This is a genomic window from Gemmatimonadaceae bacterium (assembly GCA_016720905.1).
Taxonomy (GTDB): domain Bacteria; phylum Gemmatimonadota; class Gemmatimonadetes; order Gemmatimonadales; family Gemmatimonadaceae; genus Gemmatimonas.
Window position 1 is genome coordinate 22,267 of record JADKJT010000019.1, and the last position, 16,581, is coordinate 38,847.

The 16,581-nt window shown below is 63.5% G+C and carries 13 protein-coding genes; 9 read left to right on the plus strand and 4 right to left on the minus strand.

Going from position 1 to position 16,581, the window contains the following annotated elements; translation table 11 throughout:
* Positions 1 to 28: 28 nt before the first annotated feature.
* Together IPP90_14890 and IPP90_14895 are read right to left on the minus strand one after the other, a co-directional pair.
* The gene (locus tag IPP90_14890) at positions 29 to 1,489 is read right to left on the minus strand and encodes a M20/M25/M40 family metallo-hydrolase (GenBank protein ID MBL0171976.1); all 1,461 of its coding nucleotides are present in this window, start codon (positions 1,487 to 1,489) and stop codon (positions 29 to 31) included.
* A 100-nt stretch (positions 1,490 to 1,589) separates the two neighbouring features.
* Positions 1,590 to 2,024, minus strand: coding sequence for a DUF3221 domain-containing protein (locus IPP90_14895; GenBank protein MBL0171977.1), 435 nt, complete (start codon positions 2,022 to 2,024; stop codon positions 1,590 to 1,592).
* 76 nt (positions 2,025 to 2,100) lie between these two features.
* On the opposite strand from IPP90_14895, the gene IPP90_14900 reads away from it, so the two are divergent.
* Together IPP90_14900 and IPP90_14905 are read left to right on the plus strand one after the other, a co-directional pair.
* Entirely contained in the window at positions 2,101 to 3,726 is a 1,626-nt protein-coding gene (locus IPP90_14900) for a twin-arginine translocation signal domain-containing protein (GenBank protein MBL0171978.1), read from the plus strand.
* A gap of 26 nt (positions 3,727 to 3,752) precedes the next feature.
* Positions 3,753 to 5,123 carry a TldD/PmbA family protein gene (locus IPP90_14905; GenBank protein ID MBL0171979.1) on the plus strand — a complete coding sequence of 457 codons (1,371 nt, stop codon included), beginning with the start codon at positions 3,753 to 3,755 and terminating at the stop codon, positions 5,121 to 5,123.
* Positions 5,124 to 5,232: 109 nt separating this feature from the next.
* Here IPP90_14905 and IPP90_14910 read toward each other — a convergent pair whose 3' ends face one another.
* Positions 5,233 to 5,940 carry a hypothetical protein gene (locus IPP90_14910; GenBank protein ID MBL0171980.1) on the minus strand — a complete coding sequence of 236 codons (708 nt, stop codon included), beginning with the start codon at positions 5,938 to 5,940 and terminating at the stop codon, positions 5,233 to 5,235.
* Between the two features lie 78 nt (positions 5,941 to 6,018).
* Between IPP90_14910 and IPP90_14915 the strand changes: the two genes are divergently transcribed.
* From IPP90_14915 to IPP90_14945, 7 genes are all read left to right on the plus strand, one after another.
* Positions 6,019 to 6,315: a superinfection immunity protein gene (locus IPP90_14915; protein ID MBL0171981.1), complete on the plus strand. Its 297-nt coding sequence runs from the start codon at positions 6,019 to 6,021 to the stop codon at positions 6,313 to 6,315.
* A gap of 9 nt (positions 6,316 to 6,324) precedes the next feature.
* Positions 6,325 to 8,031, plus strand: coding sequence for a hypothetical protein (locus IPP90_14920; GenBank protein ID MBL0171982.1), 1,707 nt, complete (start codon positions 6,325 to 6,327; stop codon positions 8,029 to 8,031).
* A gap of 50 nt (positions 8,032 to 8,081) precedes the next feature.
* Positions 8,082 to 8,771, plus strand: coding sequence for a DUF1080 domain-containing protein (locus IPP90_14925; GenBank protein MBL0171983.1), 690 nt, complete (start codon positions 8,082 to 8,084; stop codon positions 8,769 to 8,771).
* Positions 8,772 to 8,884: 113 nt separating this feature from the next.
* Positions 8,885 to 10,024, plus strand: a complete 1,140-nt coding sequence (locus IPP90_14930; GenBank protein ID MBL0171984.1) for a hypothetical protein — start codon at positions 8,885 to 8,887, stop codon at positions 10,022 to 10,024.
* An 84-nt stretch (positions 10,025 to 10,108) separates the two neighbouring features.
* Positions 10,109 to 11,107, plus strand: coding sequence for a pyridoxal-phosphate dependent enzyme (locus tag IPP90_14935; protein MBL0171985.1), 999 nt, complete (start codon positions 10,109 to 10,111; stop codon positions 11,105 to 11,107).
* 310 nt (positions 11,108 to 11,417) lie between these two features.
* Positions 11,418 to 12,368, plus strand: a complete 951-nt coding sequence (locus IPP90_14940) for a hypothetical protein (protein MBL0171986.1) — start codon at positions 11,418 to 11,420, stop codon at positions 12,366 to 12,368.
* Between the two features lie 612 nt (positions 12,369 to 12,980).
* Positions 12,981 to 15,251, plus strand: coding sequence for a hypothetical protein (locus IPP90_14945; GenBank protein MBL0171987.1), 2,271 nt, complete (start codon positions 12,981 to 12,983; stop codon positions 15,249 to 15,251).
* A gap of 27 nt (positions 15,252 to 15,278) precedes the next feature.
* On the opposite strand, the gene IPP90_14950 is transcribed toward IPP90_14945, so the two are convergent.
* On the minus strand, positions 15,279 to 16,469 hold the full coding sequence (locus IPP90_14950; GenBank protein MBL0171988.1) for an asparaginase: 1,191 nt from the start codon (positions 16,467 to 16,469) through the stop codon (positions 15,279 to 15,281).
* Positions 16,470 to 16,581: the final 112 nt, after the last annotated feature.

Below are 16,581 nucleotides of genomic sequence, written 5' to 3' on the forward strand. Positions count from 1 at the left end.
AGCATCGTCGCTTCGGGGCCGTGGTCGTTCATGACACGGGTTTGCCTGGTGGCGGGCTGGCGACCTGTTTCACCAGTTCGTAGAGAAATGCCAAGCCGTCGTAGTATGACTTGACGCGCAACTTCTCATCGCGACCGTGCGCATTCGTTTCGCCAGCGGCGCTGAAGATGCCGCTCACGCCATAGGTGGGGATGCCGGCGGCGCGCAGGAATCGGCCGTCGGTGGCGCCGGTGGACATGGTGGGAATCACCGGCACGTCGTTGAACATCTTCTTCGTGAGCGCCTGCGTGGCCCCGAGCAGCGTCGGGTCGATGGCGCTGGGCTTGCCACCCGCGTTGTCACGGCCACCACCGCGCATGGTGATCTTCACGCCGCTGTCGGCGATAACGCGATCGAGCACCGCTTTCACATCGTCACCGGTGGACGTTGGCGCGACCCGGCAATTGATGTTCGCCGTCGCGGTTTGTGGGAGGGCGTTGTCGGCGTGCCCACCGGCCAGACGGGTGGCGACGCAACTGGTGCGCAGCATCGACGCGTAGCGCGGGTCCTTGGAGATGGTGGCCGCGGCCACGGAATCGCGCGGATTGGCCACAATTGCGCGCATCGCCACCGCCAGCGACGGCATTTCGACCTTGGCGGTCTGTTCGAAGAACGGGCGGGACACGTCATTCAATTCCACGGGAAACGTGTACCGCTGCACCTTGGTGAGGGCAGACGCCAATTGATAGATGGCGTTGTCGAGACGAGGCACGCTGGAGTGACCGCCGGTATTGAGCACGGTCAGCGTGTAGTTCACAGGTACCTTTTCGGCCGCCTGCACGGAATGAAACAGCGGCTTGTCATCCACCAGCGTGCCGCCGCCGCCTTCGTTGATGGCGTATTCGGCGTCGATCAGTTCCTTGTGGTTGGCGATGAGCCACCCCACGCCGTTCGCGCCGCCGCCTTCCTCGTCGGCGGTGAGGGCCAGAATCAAATCGCGGGTGGGCACGTACCCTTCCTGTTTGTAGCGCAGCAGGTTGGCCACGAACATCGAGGCCATCGACTTGTCGTCGGCGACTCCGCGACCCAGGAAATAGCCGTCCTGTTCCACCATGATGAACGGATCGCGCGGCCAGTCACTGCGCAGCGCTGCGACTACGTCGAGGTGGGCGAGCAGGAGAATCGGTTTGCCTTGTCCTTTGCCACGATAGCGTACCACCAGGTTCTGCTTGGTGGGTTTGTCGGCGGGGCCGACGATGTGAATGTCGGCTTCGGGGAAGCCGGCGGCGCGGAACCGAACGGCCATCGCCTCGGCGGCCTTGGTGACCGAGCCGACCGAGTCAACCGTGTTGATCTCGACCAGTTCCTTGTAGATGGCGCGCGCCGCCTGCTGCTGCGGGGTGAGCGAGGTGGGGGCACCGGGGGCGCTCATTCGGGGCTGGGCGCCGACAGTGGTGGCCGTGGCGAGGCAGGTCAGCCAGAGTGCGGAGCGGCGGGTGAATAGGGGCATCAGGCGAGGCGACTGGAGGTAAAAGTGCTACAGGAGTGGAATCCTCGCCGAAGCTACCCCATCGCGCCATCACGTCAACCGACCGTGGACGTGGTGTCGCCTATCGTGGGACGCGATTCATCACGGTGGTGCCAGCGGAATCGATCACGATTGTCGCCGCCGTGCCCTGCACCGGATACGACTCGGCGACCGGCCCATTGAACCAGACGCGTACCCATTGCCCGGACCGCAGCTGGCGGAACTCGCCCTCAGCGCGTGAGAGCAGCAGGATCGTGGTCGCGCCCGTTACGGTGACGAGGGCTTTGTTGCCGCCCGACGGGGCGAGGGGATTTTCCTCGACGCGGATGGTGCCGCGAAAACTCCCCGTCGGCACCACGGAGGTAATGCGCCCGGCGATGCCAACGGGCGTTTTGGGTTCGGACGGCGATTTCGCCGAATCACCACAGGCGGCGGCCGTCGCGCAGACGGCGACCAGCAGTACCTTGGTCGCGCCGCGAAGCGAATGGGCCGGAAGAGGCAGGTGGTTGAGAATCATGGTAATGTATGAAGACAACAGCGTGACCACGCCGGCCGGTCACCGCTCTCCTGTTCCTCGTCCCTTGGACCTTCCCGTGACTCGAACGCGACGCGATTTCCTGAAGACGTCCGCTGCTGTTGCCGCCGGTACGCTGGTCGCCGGCCAGCGACTGTCGGCGTCCGGCCTCATTCACTCGGCGTCTGACGCGCTGCCGGTTGACGATCCCGCCATCAAGGCGCTGATGCAGCATGCCATTGACGTGGCCAAGTCGGGCGGCGCGTCGTATGCCGACGTGCGGGTGGCAGCGCGGCGCCAGCAGAACGTCAACGTGCGTGATCGTATTGTGCAGGGTGTGAGTGACGTGGACACGTTTGGCATGGGTGTGCGCACGTTGGTGGATGGTGCGTGGGGCTTTGCGGCCACCAGTCAACTGACGCGCGATTCCGTGGCCGCCATCGCGCGTGCGGCGCTCGATCAGGCCAAGGCCAACCGTGCCAGCCAACTGCGGCCGGTTGTGCTGGCGCCGACTCCGGGCAACCAGGTTGGCACGTGGAAGAGTCCGATCACTACCGATCCGTTCACGATCGCGGTGCCGGACAAAGTGGCGGTGTTGCTGGCGGCCACCGACGCGGCGCTCAAGGTGAAGGGGATCCAGACGGCCAGCGCATCGATGTTCTTCTTGCGGGAAGAGAAGTCGCTGATGACGAGCGACGGTTCGTACCTCGTACAGACCATCTATCGTACCTCGCCGTCGATGTCGGTCTCGGCCGTGTCCGCCGATCGCACCGACTTCCAGTCGATCGACAGCACGGACATCGCGCCCATGGGATTGGGCTACGAGCATGTGCTGAACGCGAAGCTGGCCGACCGCGCGCCGCAATATGCGGAATGGGCGGTGGAAAAGCTGAGCGCGAAGCCGGTGGAGCCCGGTCGATACGACTTGCTGCTGCATCCGTCGAACTTGTGGCTGACCATTCACGAAGTGATTGCGCACCCCACGGAACTGGACCGCGCGCTGGGCTTCGAGGCCAACTATGCGGGCACGAGTTTCGTGGCGCCGCCGGACGCAGTGCTGGGCAAGCTCAAGTACGGCACCGAACTGATGAACATTGTGGGCGATCGCGAACAGCCGGGCTCACTGGGTGCGATTGGATGGGATGACGAGGCGGTGAAGCCCACCAAGTTCGACATCGTGAAGGACGGCGTGTTTGTGGATTATCAAACGACACGCGAACAGGCCACGCTGATGGCCGACTACTACAAGAAAGTTGGCAAGCCAGTCCGCAGTTACGGCTGTTCGTACGCGCAGAGTTGGGCTGACGTGCAATTCCAGCGCATGCCCAACGTGAGCTTGCAGCCCGGCAGGAACGACGACACCTGGGAAAGCATGATTGCCAAGATCGACAAGGGCATCGCGATTTACGGTGATGGTTCGTTCTCGATCGATCAACAACGATACAACGGGCAGTTTGCCGGTCAGGTATTCTGGGAGATCAAGGGCGGCAAGATCGTGGGGATGCTGAAGGACGTGGCCTATCAGTTCCGCACGCCCAATTTCTGGGGCTCACTGAAGGCGATTGGTGGTCCCCGTAGTTATGTGCTGGGTGGCGCATTCGGCGACGCGAAGGGTCAACCGGGGCAATCCAATTCCGTCAGCCACGGCTGTGTGCCATCGCTGTTCGGTCAGGTGAACATCATCAACACCGGGAGACGGGCATGAGCCGCCACGGGGAGTCTTTCGGACCGATGTCGTTGTACGCGCCGGTGAATATTCTGTCGCGCGCCGAAGCGCAGGACATTGCGCAGCGCGCGCTCAAGAACTCGCCGGCGGACGAGACGCGGGTGAACATCACGAGTTCGGCCAGGGCCGATACGCGATTTGCGTTGAATCAGGTCACGACCTCGGGTGAGAATCGCGATACGAACGTGACGATCACGGCGTTTGTGGGCAACCGCAGTGCCAGCGTGTCCACCAATCGGCTGGATGATGCCTCGCTGGCGGCAGCGGCGCAGCAGGCGAACGAAATTGCCAAGCTGGTGCCGCCCAATCCCGAGCGCATGCCGGAGTTGTCGCAGCAGAGCTATCCGGCGGCGCGAGATCGCGTGATTTCCCTGCCGTCACCGGCCGAACGCGCGGCGGCGGCGAAGTTGGTGACCGAACTGGCGCGGGCCAACGACCTGATTGCGACCGGATTCATCGAGTGTCGCGCGAGCGCGGTGGCGTTGGCGAATTCGAAGGGGCTGTTCGCGTATGACGCGAGCGCCAATGTGACCATGACGGCCACGGTGCGTTCACCCGACGGCACCGGGTCGGGGTGGGCGTGCAGCGACGGGACGACGTTTGCGGACATCGATGCGAAACAAGTGGCGGCGACGGCGGTGGAGAAGGCGAAGACATCGCGGTCGCCGGTGGCCATTGAGCCGGGGCGCTACACGACGATCCTCGAACCGACGGCCGTGGGCAATCTCGTGCAGCTCATTGCCGGTGCCATGCAGGCGCGCGCAGCGGATGAGGGACGGTCCTTCTTCTCCAAGGCCGGCGGGGGCAACAAGATCGGGCTGAAGGTGGTGGACGAGCGCGTCACGCTGACTACCGACCCTGACGACGCGCCCAGCACCACGGGCGGATTTGATGGCAGTGGATTGCCGTTGGAGAAAGTGACCTGGATCGAGAACGGCGTGGTGAAGCATCTCAACTACGACCGGTTCTGGGCGCAGAAGCAGGGCGTGCAACCCACCCGCGTTGGTGGTGGTTTTGGTGCGCGATCGCTGCGCATGCTGGGCGGCACGTCTTCGATTCCGGAGATGATACGGGACACGGAGCGCGGGATTCTGGTGACGCGATTCTGGTACATTCGCTCGGTTGATCCGCGCACGATTCTCAATACGGGGCTCACGCGAGACGGCACGTTTCTCATCGAGAACGGCAAGGTCACGCGGGCGATCAAAAACTTCCGGTTCAACGAATCGCCGATCTTCTTCCTGAACAACCTGCTGGCGATGGGCTCGACGATTCGCATCAACGCGTCGGAGGCACTGGGGGCGGGTGGTGCGATTTACATGCCGCCGATCAAGGTGCGGGATTTTACGTTTTCGAGTTTGTCGGACGCGGTGTGAGCCATGACAACTGATTGAACCGCAAAGTGCGCGAAGGTCGCCAAGGAACACGACGCATGTTGCGTTGTCCTTGGCGACCTTCGCGCACTTTGCGGTTCAATCAGTTGTACTACGACGCAGCCACGAACGCGCATCCGTTATGCTGCGCCAACGTCACTCCGAAAATTCCATTCGGTTGCAAAATCACGCCTGGCACGATCATCGACAGCGCCTTGGCCCGGGCTTCCGGGTTCTTGAGCTTGTCCTTCTTGGCTACCATCGCCACCATGCCGGCGAATGCCAGATTGCAGCCGAGTACAATCGCGCCGCGTTCCATTTGCTTCGGCAACGTGTAGCCGACGAAGCTGGCCGGTAGCTTGTCGTCTTCGGCGGTCATGAGCACCGGATTGCGTCGTGTCTTCTTGTCGGTCATGGGATGACGGACCTTGCTCTCCTTGGCCACGTCATACGCGTCCCAGAACTCATGATTCATGATGAGGGGGATGGCTTCGTGACGAATGACAATGACCGAGCTCATGTCCGCGGGCTCCGCCTTAAGCACGTCGCGATAGTGGTTCTTCCACATACCGGCGCGCCACACGCCGCTGCCGCCGTTGATGGCCGGTACGTCAAACACCGTCTTGTACTTGCCGGTGAGTTTCTGCGTCCAGGCCACATCGAAGGTGGGCGCGGCGGGCTGCTGGTCGATGGCGGCGAACTCGTTGAACGGGACCGACACCGCGTCGGGTTCGGCGGCGCCGAGTGACGCGGGCAGCGCGCCGAAGGCGACACTCCCGATGGTGAGGCGCTGCAGGAACTCGCGACGGTCAGATGACATGAAGGCTCCGAGGGTAAGCTGAGGGATCGCGAGAATCTACCCCGACCGGCGCGTGACGCCACCTTGCTATCTTTCGCCATGTTTGACGCCCTGCAACTCGACCCTGCCGACTCCGTTTCCCGATATCAGGGCGGTGGCATCCCCAAGGGCGCGGTCATGTTGGTTGTTCTCGCGCTGCTGTACCTGTTGCCGACCATGTTGGCCTGGAAGCGACAGAGCAGTCGCCGGTGGAAGATCACGGCCACCAACCTGCTGCTGGGATGGACTGGCATTGGCTGGATCGTGGCGATGGTGCTGACGTACGCCTACGAACCGCCGCCCGAGGGGAGCGAGCCCGACCGTCCGCATGTTCCGGGGACGTCGCGAATCGAGTAGGCTACAGGCATGCGTTTTTCCTTCACGCTGATCGCACTTGGAGTGGCCTCCACGGCCGTCGCGCAGGACGCGCCGGTGTTGTCGGAGCGGATCATTCCGTGCGACGGCCAGATCATCTCGGCGGTCGACATCCAGCGATCGGCGCGCACGGTCATGGACAAGCAGCGAGCGCCGGGATGGGCCCGAACGGTGCTGCAGCCATTGCTGCTGGGCGCTCCCACGCGAGCCGCGGCGATTGCACCGTTTGTGCAATTGCATGGCGGCGGGAAATGCACTGAACATCGTCGGTACGAGACCGAACGATTGCTGCGTCAGTTGCCGTATCTGGCCGATGCGACCGTGCGTGTCTTTGATGAAGCCGATGGACGGGTCCGCATCCAGGTCGAAACCATCGATGACATTCGTCCGATTATCGGGATGGGGTTGCGCGAATCGAAGCCGAACGACGTGGAGTTGGGCAATTCCAACATCGGTGGTTCGGGGCAACTTGGCGCCGTGCGCTGGCGCGACGGTCGCGGGTTCCGCGACGGGTTTGGCGCGCGCTATGCGAACTACCATGTGTTGGGCGGGCCGAATCTCGCGCAGGTGAATGTCGCCCAGACACCGCTGGGCTCCTTCGCGCTGGTTTCGCTGGGTCGTTCGTTCTTGACCGATCTGCAACACGTGGCGGGATACGCGGGATACGTGAAGGACGATGGGTACACGTCGTTCACTCGCCCGGATGGCGACGCCCTGTCGATTCAGACCGCGCGCGAACGGGCCGACGCCGGTGTTGCCCTGCGCCTCAACGCCATCGGGCGCGTGACCTATCTGGTGGGTGCGCTGGCCAGCACGGAGCGTCGGAGCGCCGGCGACGATGTGGTTCGCATCACCGACCATGGATTCGTCGATACGACCGAGGCGGCGTTGACTGGGCGGTATCGTGGACAGCAGAGCACCCGCGCGGGCATGGTACTGGGGCTTCGTGCGCTGTCGTTCGTCAAAGTGCGCGCCTTTGACGGGTTGGAAGGCGTGCAGGATGTGGGGCGCGGCATGCAGCTGGCCACGACCATCGGCAAGGGCATCAGCGGTGATGATCGACGCAATTTTGCGACGGCCGATTTCTACACGGCCGTGGGCGGTGCGCAATCCTTCGTGGGCCTGCGGGTTCAGGCCGAAGCGCGGCAGAACACCAGTGGGTGGGGTGATGGCGTGGCGAGCGGGCGCCTGGCGTGGTACCACCATGTCAGCGCGCGTCAGACGCGGGTGATCGCCCTTGAGTACGCCGGCTCCTCATCCGACAGCGTGCCCTATCAACTCACGATGGCCGATGCGCAGAGCGGGCTGCGCGGCTACGTGGGGTCGCGGCTGAGCGGAGGACGCCGATTGATTGCCCGTGGCGAGCAGCGCATCAACATGCCCGGCATCTCGCGCTATCTGGGGTGGGGGCTGGCCGGATTTGCCGAAGCGGGTCAGATGTGGGCCGCGAAGGTCCCGTTTGGCGAGGATGGATTTCGCAGCAGTGTCGGGCTGAGTCTGTTGGCCGCCGTCCCTCGGGCGTCACGCTCCGTGGCGCGGGTGGATGTGGCGTACCCGCTGGTGGCTGACAAACAGGCCAAGGGCGTTGATATCCGTGTCACCTATCGGATCACGGGACGGGCGTTCTGGCGCGAACCGACGCAGATTGCCCGGGCGCGACGTGGCAATCCGACGACGGATATCTTCACGTGGCCGTAGTGCAACCTCATCATCACGAACAATCGCAGCCTTCACGTCCAGCCATCATCATGCGCCAATCCACTGCCGCAATTTCATTTTTCGCACTGCTGTCCCTCACCGCGTGCATGACCACCGCGAAGTCGGGGTCGGCGCAGGCCAAACGGGGTGAGTGGCGCACGATGTTTGACGGGAAGACCGCCAGTGCCTGGCGCGGTTACAAGATGGATACCATGCCCTCCGGCTGGACCGTCGTTGACGGCACACTCGGCAAAGCCAAGAGCACGGTGGATATCATCTCCCGAGACGAGTTCTCCGATTTCGAGTTCGAGATGGACTGGAAGTTGGAGAAGGGCGGGAATTCGGGGCTCTTCTATCGGGGCAGCGAAGAGTTTGATCGCGTGTACTGGAGCGCGCCCGAGTATCAACTGCTGGATGACGCCAATGCGCCCGACGGACGAAACCGTCTGACCTCGGCGGGAGCGGCGTACGGCCTGTATGCCCTGCCGACCGGCATCGTCAAGGCTGCCGGTGAGTGGAACAGCACGCGCATTGTGGTGAAAGGTGCGCATGTTGAACATTGGCTGAATGGCACGAAACTGGAGTACGAACTGTGGAGCCCCGACTGGGAAGCCAAGGTGCAGGGGAGCAAGTTCAAGGCGTGGGCCAAGTATGGGCGCGGTCACAAGGGTCATATCGCCATTCAGGGTGACCACAACGGTGCGTTGACGTTGCGGAACATGCGGGTGCGCGAGTGGTGAGTCGGTTGCGTTCCGCGTTGGCCGTCCTTCTTGTCTGTTCGCTCGCGTGCAACCGGTCCGCGCAGGGCCCGACTCCGTCCCGGTTTCTGTATGTGTGGGCGGGAGACTGGGACATGAAGGACCCGGACTTCCTGGCCGTCATCGACGTGAGTGCCGGAAGTCCCACCTATGGTCAGGTGCTGACCACAACACCGGTCGGTGCGAACGGGACCATGCCGCATCATTTGGAATACGTGCTCCCGGACTCCACGCAGCTCCTCTTTGCCAACGGGCATATGAGCGAGCAGATCTTCCTGTTCAACACGGCAGACGCCGAGCGTCCGCGGCTGGTGCGCACGCTACCGACAGTCGCACCGTTTCGGTATCCACACGACATGGTGCGTCTGGCGAACGGTCACGTGATGGTGGGGTTCCTGCGAAGCGAGGGGGCCAGCCCGGTGGTCGGCGACACGATGCGGCCCGCAGGTCATGGCGGCATCGCTGAGGTGGACTCGGCAGGCGCTGTGCTGCGATCGGCGAGCGCGGCCGATTCGAGTGTCCACGTGCCAATCCGGCCGTATTCCTTCGCGTTCCTGCCGGCCATTGATCGCCTGCTGGTGACCAGTGCACCGATGATGGAGGACACGAGCGCCGACGTGATCCAGATGTGGCGATACTCCGATTTCAAGTTGCTCGGCACCACGCAAGTGCCACCAGCGACACTGGCGGACGGAACGCCCATGCCGAATGGGCATCATCTCCCCTTCGAGCCACGACTGATGCCCGATGGCTCCATTCTCTTCAATGCATTCGGCTGCGGCCTCTATCGCGTGACTTCGCTGGAGCTGGCGCATCCGGTGGTTTCCAACGTGTTCACGTTCGCCGTTCCGCCGGAGAAGGTCGGCTCATGCGGAATTCCAATTGTGGTGGGCCGTTACTGGTTGATGGCGGTCGGCGCCATTCATGCTGTGGTCGCCCTCGATATCCGCGACCCGGCACATCCGGTGGAAGTGTCGCGACTTACGGCCGACACGGTGTTCCGCCCGCACTGGCTTGCTAAAGACCCACGTTCGGACCGATTCCTCGTTGGCGCCGAGAATGGCGGCGAAAATCGCATGCTGATTGCGCATGTGGACTCCGTTTCCGGACGCCTCTGGTGGGACGAGACCCTCAAGGGGACCGATGGGCAGCGAGGCATCACATTCAATCGACCCCAGTGGCCGCATGGGGCCACGGGCGCGGCCTTTGGACATGCGGCGTTGTTCCGGCCATGACGCGCGGAATTGTTGACGCGACAGTTGGTCGGTCCAGCATTCAGCCCCTTTCCTGCCGCGCATAACGTGAAAGCCCCCACCAGCATGCCATCACGGCCCGATTTACCGCTCGTAGACCCGCAGCTGGTGGCGGCCATTGCGAGCGCAGATGCAGCTATCAGGCCCAGTGTGCTGGAGACGCCGGTTGTCGAGTGGCCGCAGTACAGTGAGCACACCGGCGGACCGGTTTGGGTCAAAGCAGAACACCTTCAGCGCACGGGTTCATTCAAACTGCGCGGTGCCACGAACGCCGTGATGCGCGCCATCCCGCGCGGGCTCACCATCGCCACTGCCAGCTCGGGCAATCATGGGATTGCCGTGTCGCATGCATTGCGAGCGGCAGGCAAACCGGGTGTGGTCTTTCTCCCCGAAACCGTCTCGCCGTCGAAACTCGAGGCGGTACGACGCTCCGGTGTCCGGGTCGAACTCTTCGGACGTGACAGTCACGATACGGAAGTAGAGGCGCAGCGCGTATCGGCAATTGAAGGATGGCACTACCTCTCACCATACAACGATCCCGACGTGATTGCAGGGCAGGGCACGATTGGCCTTGAGCTGCTCCGTCAGCTGTCACAGATCGACGTGGTGTATGTCAGCGTGGGCGGCGGTGGCTTGATCAGCGGGGTTGCCGCGGCGCTCAAGGCGCGGAACCCTGACATCCACATAGTGGGGTGCTCGCCCGCGAATTCCTGCGTGATGCATGAATCAGTACGGGCCGGGAGAATGCTGGAGCTCGAATCCCTGCCGACCTTCTCCGACGGCACCGCCGGCGGTGTGGACGCTGACGCGATCACGTTCGACTACTGTCGCACGCTCGTCGACGAGTGGCTGCTGGTGAGCGAGCAGGAAATTGCGCGGTCCATGCGGGACCATATCGATCACCTTCACCAACTGGTGGAAGGGTCTGCCGGCGTGGCGTTTGCGGCACTGCTGCAGCACGCGAAGTCGGATGCGCGTTTTCGCGGGGCCACGCGCGTGGCGATTTCCTGCGGACAGAACATCGGGGCGCCGCGGCTGCTCGAAGTGCTGGCTGCGTCTGGGTAGCTGAATGCCTGCGCCACGCGCATGGATTGACTTGTCACACACTGGATACACAACGGTGATAGGACGCTGACTGGAGGCCAACACGTTCCGCGGGCACCCTGGAACTCCCCCTTCACCGGAACCGAATATGCAGCGCACTATTGCGGGCCTTTGGCTTGCTGTTGGACTCGGCGTCCTGAGCACTGGCTGCTCTAATGATATCCCGAAGCTGACCGAGGTGTCCGCTTCGACCGATCGTCAGCAGCGCAACGAGGGCGCAGATGAACGCGACGACGATCGCGACGAAGACAGCCGCCCCACCACCTATGCCGTGATCGGTGATGTGCCGTACGAGCCACGGACGCCCGCTTCTGCCCTGTCGCTGATGCCGACGTTGATTGGTGCGATCAACAGCGATCCCCAGGTCACGCGCGCCATTCATATCGGCGACATCAAATCGGGGAGCACCAAATGCACCGACGCGTGGTTCCAGTCCATCGCCACCAGCTTCTCCACGTTCGCTGATCCACTCGTCTACACGCCTGGCGATAACGAGTGGACCGACTGTCATCGCGCCAACAATGGCGGCTACAACCCGCTCAATCGGCTCGCGAAGATCCGGGAGCTCTTCTTCGCGAATCCCGGTCGCACGCTGGGTGGGCAGCAGCAGCGGGTGGATGTGCAGCGCAACTTTCCGGAGAATGTCTCGTGGACGGCGTCACGGGTGATCTTCTCGACGCTGCACGTGATCGGCTCGAACAACGGGCGCGCGGCGTGGTTCGGTGATCGGAAGGACACGATCAGCCTGAGTCCATTGGTCACCGTGCTCAAGCCGGAAACGGCGGCCGAGGGGGCGTCGCGCGAGGCCGAGTACGCGGCGCGCAATGCCGCCAACATCCGATGGCTTGAACGGACCTTTGAAGAGGCTCGCGAAGAACACGCGAAGGGCGTCGTGCTGTTCCTGCAGGCCGACATGTGGCATCCCGAAGATCGCGCCGCCGGTGCCGTGTTTACGGCCCATCAGGCGTTTCTCGAGCGCGTTGCCGCGCTGGCGAAAAGCTTCAAGCGCCCCGTGTTGATCGTGTGCGGCGACAGTCACGACCTCCGCGTGGATGTGGGTGTGCCCTGGTTCAGCCTGTACGGAATCACGCCGGCGGCCAACATCACGCAACTCACCGTGGACCGCAGCATCGAGGCGGACATCGACTGGCTCAAGCTCCACATTGATCCCAACACACCCGGCGTGTTCACCTGGGAACAGGTGATTGTGCCGGTGCCCTGACGGCGCGCCATTTCGATAGGGTGAATTGAGCAACGGGGCCCCGCACATGGGGCCCCGTTGAGGCGATGCGCGATGACGCCACCGCGCGGCAATCCTGCGCTCAATAGCGCAGAAAGAGCTGCTGGATCTCGCGCGGATCCTTGGTGCCGTGGGTGACGATGACGCCCGCCAGATCCTTGCGCTCGCGCAACACGGCGGCCGCCACTTTGGGATCCCGCAACCGCAACGCCAGCGGCCGCTGCGAGGTCGTGCACCCGCAGCCTACGCGGACCGTTCTTCACGCGCGCAGCTCACGCGATGAAAGAAGGACGAACAAAGGCAGAGCGTATGGTCTGTACGTGTGCGCCTCGCACCTTGCGGTGCCCCGTGGGACTCCGCAGACTGGAGGGATCGTCACCGGCCACGCGAGGAGTCGTGCCGCCTTCCGTCCGTCCCACCGCATATCGCCGTTCACGTCTCCGCAGCCAGGTCCTGGGTGCCGCGACAACATGCGTGCTTGCCCTTTTCGGTTGCGCAAAGGTCGATCGCCTGCTCGAGGGCCCCGCCGCGAGTGACGCGCGGTTGTCAATTGCTGTGGAGTCGGAATCGATCAGACTTCCTGCGGGCGGTGACATGTCGATGCACGTGACCCTGTCGCGGATCGGCGATTTCACGGGACCTGTGGTGTTGACGACCGAGCATGTTCCAGACGGCATGACGGCGCTGCTGGAAAACGAACAGACCACAGGTCAGATCACCACGGTGACATTGCGGCTTCACGCTGATTCCACAGCACGGCAAGGCACGTTCAACATGGGGCTTCGCGGTCGCGCCGATCGCCTGCGAGACGCGACGCTGCAGATGACCATCGACATCGGGTCGGTGCTGACCTACAACTTGTTGATCACGACGCCCACGGTCACGATTGCCAAAGGCGGCATTGGGCGCTCCTCGGCCACGATCACGCGAACGAACTACGTGTTGCCGGTCACCCTCACGCTTGGCGGCGCGACGGGAATCAGCGCCATCTTCGACGAGAGCCCGCTCGCCGGGACCAGCACCCCATTCACCATCGCTGTGGCGTCAACCGTCCCGTCCGGGACGTATGACGTTTTCGTGCGCGGCACGGGCCCGGGGGTGACCGACCGCACGGTCCCAATGACCGTGAACGTGAGCGGTGAGCCGCTGCAACTGCTGACTGGCGTTTCCATCACCGCGCCGCAAGTGTCAACGCGCGCAGCGGAGCTTATCGTCAACCGTGCCACTCAGGTTGGCGCGGTGACGCTGTCCGCGGAGAATTTGCCGAGCGGCGTCACGGCCGTCGTGCACCCGCTTGCACCAGGCGCCGGCAGTACGACGTTCACGGTCGCGATCACGGCGGCGGCCCTCCCCGGCACGTCGCGTATCACGCTCCGGGCCCGTGCTGCGGGCGTACCGGATGCGACCGCCGACATCGATTTGAGAGTCACCGAAGCTGGCATCGAGTTCAAACCTGTATCAACGAGCCTGCAGTTGTTCCAGGGAACCGCGATCAAGAGTTCCGTCACGATTGCGCGCACGGATTATGCGGGTGATGTGGCGTTCACCGCTGACAATGTGCCGGTCGGTCTCACCGTCAGCGTACTCCCGTCGTCCACCACAGGCGATACGGTTGCGCTGGATGTCTCGGCGTCTGCGGATATCAACGCCGGCACGTACACGGTCGCGCTGCGCGCGATACCGAGCGCGCTGATGCCCAGTGCGATGCGAGTCGCATTCGTGCCGGTGGTCGTGCATCCGAGGTCGACGTCGGTGGGTAATGTCCTGTTGGACTGGTCCAAGTGCGAAACGCCGGAGTGGGTGGCCGGTCAGGATGGCAGCGGACCGTGGTTGCGACTGGATCCCGTGGCCGGAACGTTTCGATTTACCGTGACCCAGCCCCGTGGCGGTTTCGCCTACGTCGCCACCAATGCGCCGCTCACCGTGCGTTACTTGAGCCAAGCGGAGCTCACCAATCGACCCATCGACATGTGCCCGCGGGATCTCACGACAAAGACCGTGCGCGGTCACGCGAATCATCCGGGGTCCGGCCCGCAGTGGTCCTATCACCTCGGAGGCGGTTCCGGTTTTTCCACCAACACGGCGCCGGACTTCACGATCTCCTCAGTCCGCCCCGGCGTGCACGACCTTGTGGGATGGAGTCAGCCCGGCGCTGGCTTCCGCGCATTGCTTCGGCGCGACTTGAACATCCCGGACGGCGAATCCCTGACGGAACCGGTTGACCTGCTTGGCCCCGAATCGGTCGCGGTGGCGCGTGAGGTGCTCTCAATTATTGGGGCAGTCAGTGGTGGTGAATCGCTGACCCACTCCATGGCCTACCTGACGAGAAACGCCTGCACAGCCAGTGACCTCTACGCATCTGCGCCTCATGGGTTCGCGCCGAACGTATATGGGATTCCGGCACTGGCGCAGCGCGCAGACGACTTCCATCTCCTGACCGTCGTCAGTTCAGGCATCACAACCTATCGATCCGTCTCCGTGTCCTTCCATACGCTTCAGCCGCGCACCTTGACGCTGCCACCTGTGATGAATGCACCAACGATGCTGGTACTCCCCGGACCCTACAAGCGTCTGCAGGCCTCCCTGGGTGCCTTGTCGACAGTGTACAACGGGACTGTTGAACTCCGTTACCACGACGGCGCAAGGACGGTGCTCGTTCAGGCATCCAACGGGTACTTAGCCGGGTCCACCATGACGATCACCACGCCGGACCTGAGCGGCGTCACTGGATTCCCGACCGCCAACACGATCAGCCCGAGCGCGACGGTCTCCTGGACCGTCACGGTCTCTGGCGGCGATGAAACGGCGTCGCCGTGCACCGAGAACCGGACCAGCGTGCTGGCAAGAAGACTGGGCTCGCTCTGAACGGCGGCCGCGCGTCATTCCCCGCAGTCAATACCGCAGAAAGAGCTGCTGGATCTCGCGCGGATCCTTGGTGCGGGTGAGGGCGACCATCAACAGGATGCGCGCTTTGGCTGGTGTGAGATGCTGCGCGGTCACCATGGGCGGCGCTGGCGGTGTGCGAACGGAGTCTGTTCCTGCGCGCGATGCGTTCACGTTGGTGGTATCGCGTCGTGCCGCAACACGCTGTGTACTGTCGGGGCCGGGCCCACCGCCGCGACCTACACCGCTCATGTTATCGCCGCCAGCAAACACCGTCACCACCACCACTCCGGCACGTCGCAGGGCCGTGTAGGTCTCCGACTCGGCGCGCGTAAAGCCATTGCTTTGCACGGCGATGCCGGCCGGTGGCGTGTCGTAGCGCGGACCGGTGCCGCCGGGGTAGCTGAAGGCCATCTCCACTTGCGGCAACGAGTCCACGTTCCGCATGTCGAATTCGCTCTGCTCGCCATGTCGCCGGACCGGTGCAAAGAGAAACTCCGGACCACTCGCGCCCACGACGCCCAGCATTCCCATTTCACCGCCGGAAAATCCGCCAGTGCGCTGATAGATCTTGCGGACTTCGCGCGCCGAAACGATGCGATCGTCCATGACCACCATCACCCCCTTGCCCACCGCGTGCGGTGACACCGCGGTGCGCACGGCCGCCAGCAGGTTGATGGGTCCATCGGGGCTGATGCCGGTGGCCGGGCGCTGCGCACCGACGACAATCACCGGTTTGTCCGAACGCACCGTGAGATACAGAAAGAACGCCGTCTCCTCAAGCCGGTCGGTGCCGTGGGTGACGATGACGCCCGCCAGATCCTTGCGCTCGCGCAACACGGTTTCGATGCGTTTGGACAACGCCAGCCATTGCGCGGGCGTGATGGCAGTGCTGGCCACGTTGGAGAATTGCTCGGCCTCGATGACCGCGTGTTTGGACAGCTCAGGGACCGACGCGATGATCTGTTCGGCGGGCAATGTGCCGGCGCGATAGCCCCCAAGCGTTCCGGGTGCGTCCTGCACGCCGGCGATGGTGCCGCCAGTGGCGATGACCAACACCTTGGGTAAGGCGGCGGGTGCGGACGCTGGAGGCGGTGTTTGCGCGACGACCGAGCATCCGGTGAGCAGCGCCAACGCGCTCGTGCGACGCGCGAGCATCATCATGCGTGAGAGGCGCGATGCGACGAGTGGCATGGGCATCGTTTCAGGAGCGTGAAGAATTGAACTACGGTCTGGCGAAGGCGGGGAGGCGTGTGAATGTACCGATCCGCATGTCCTCCGGGATAGTCGGAACTCGATACCGCGTCCGGTT

What these genes read in the sequence shown, in the direction of transcription:
- IPP90_14890 (MBL0171976.1), bottom strand. Translation starts at nt 1,489, where the DNA reads ATGCCCCTATTCACCCGCCGCTCCGCACTCTGGCTGACCTGCCTCGCC.
- IPP90_14895 (MBL0171977.1), bottom strand. Translation starts at nt 2,024, where the DNA reads ATGATTCTCAACCACCTGCCTCTTCCGGCCCATTCGCTTCGCGGCGCG.
- IPP90_14905 (MBL0171979.1), top strand. Translation starts at nt 3,753, where the DNA reads ATGTCGTTGTACGCGCCGGTGAATATTCTGTCGCGCGCCGAAGCGCAG.
- IPP90_14910 (MBL0171980.1), bottom strand. Translation starts at nt 5,940, where the DNA reads ATGTCATCTGACCGTCGCGAGTTCCTGCAGCGCCTCACCATCGGGAGT.
- IPP90_14915 (MBL0171981.1), top strand. Translation starts at nt 6,019, where the DNA reads ATGTTTGACGCCCTGCAACTCGACCCTGCCGACTCCGTTTCCCGATAT.
- IPP90_14920 (MBL0171982.1), top strand. Translation starts at nt 6,325, where the DNA reads ATGCGTTTTTCCTTCACGCTGATCGCACTTGGAGTGGCCTCCACGGCC.
- IPP90_14925 (MBL0171983.1), top strand. Translation starts at nt 8,082, where the DNA reads ATGCGCCAATCCACTGCCGCAATTTCATTTTTCGCACTGCTGTCCCTC.
- IPP90_14930 (MBL0171984.1), top strand. Translation starts at nt 8,885, where the DNA reads ATGAAGGACCCGGACTTCCTGGCCGTCATCGACGTGAGTGCCGGAAGT.
- IPP90_14935 (MBL0171985.1), top strand. Translation starts at nt 10,109, where the DNA reads ATGCCATCACGGCCCGATTTACCGCTCGTAGACCCGCAGCTGGTGGCG.
- IPP90_14945 (MBL0171987.1), top strand. Translation starts at nt 12,981, where the DNA reads ATGTCGATGCACGTGACCCTGTCGCGGATCGGCGATTTCACGGGACCT.
- IPP90_14950 (MBL0171988.1), bottom strand. Translation starts at nt 16,469, where the DNA reads ATGCCCATGCCACTCGTCGCATCGCGCCTCTCACGCATGATGATGCTC.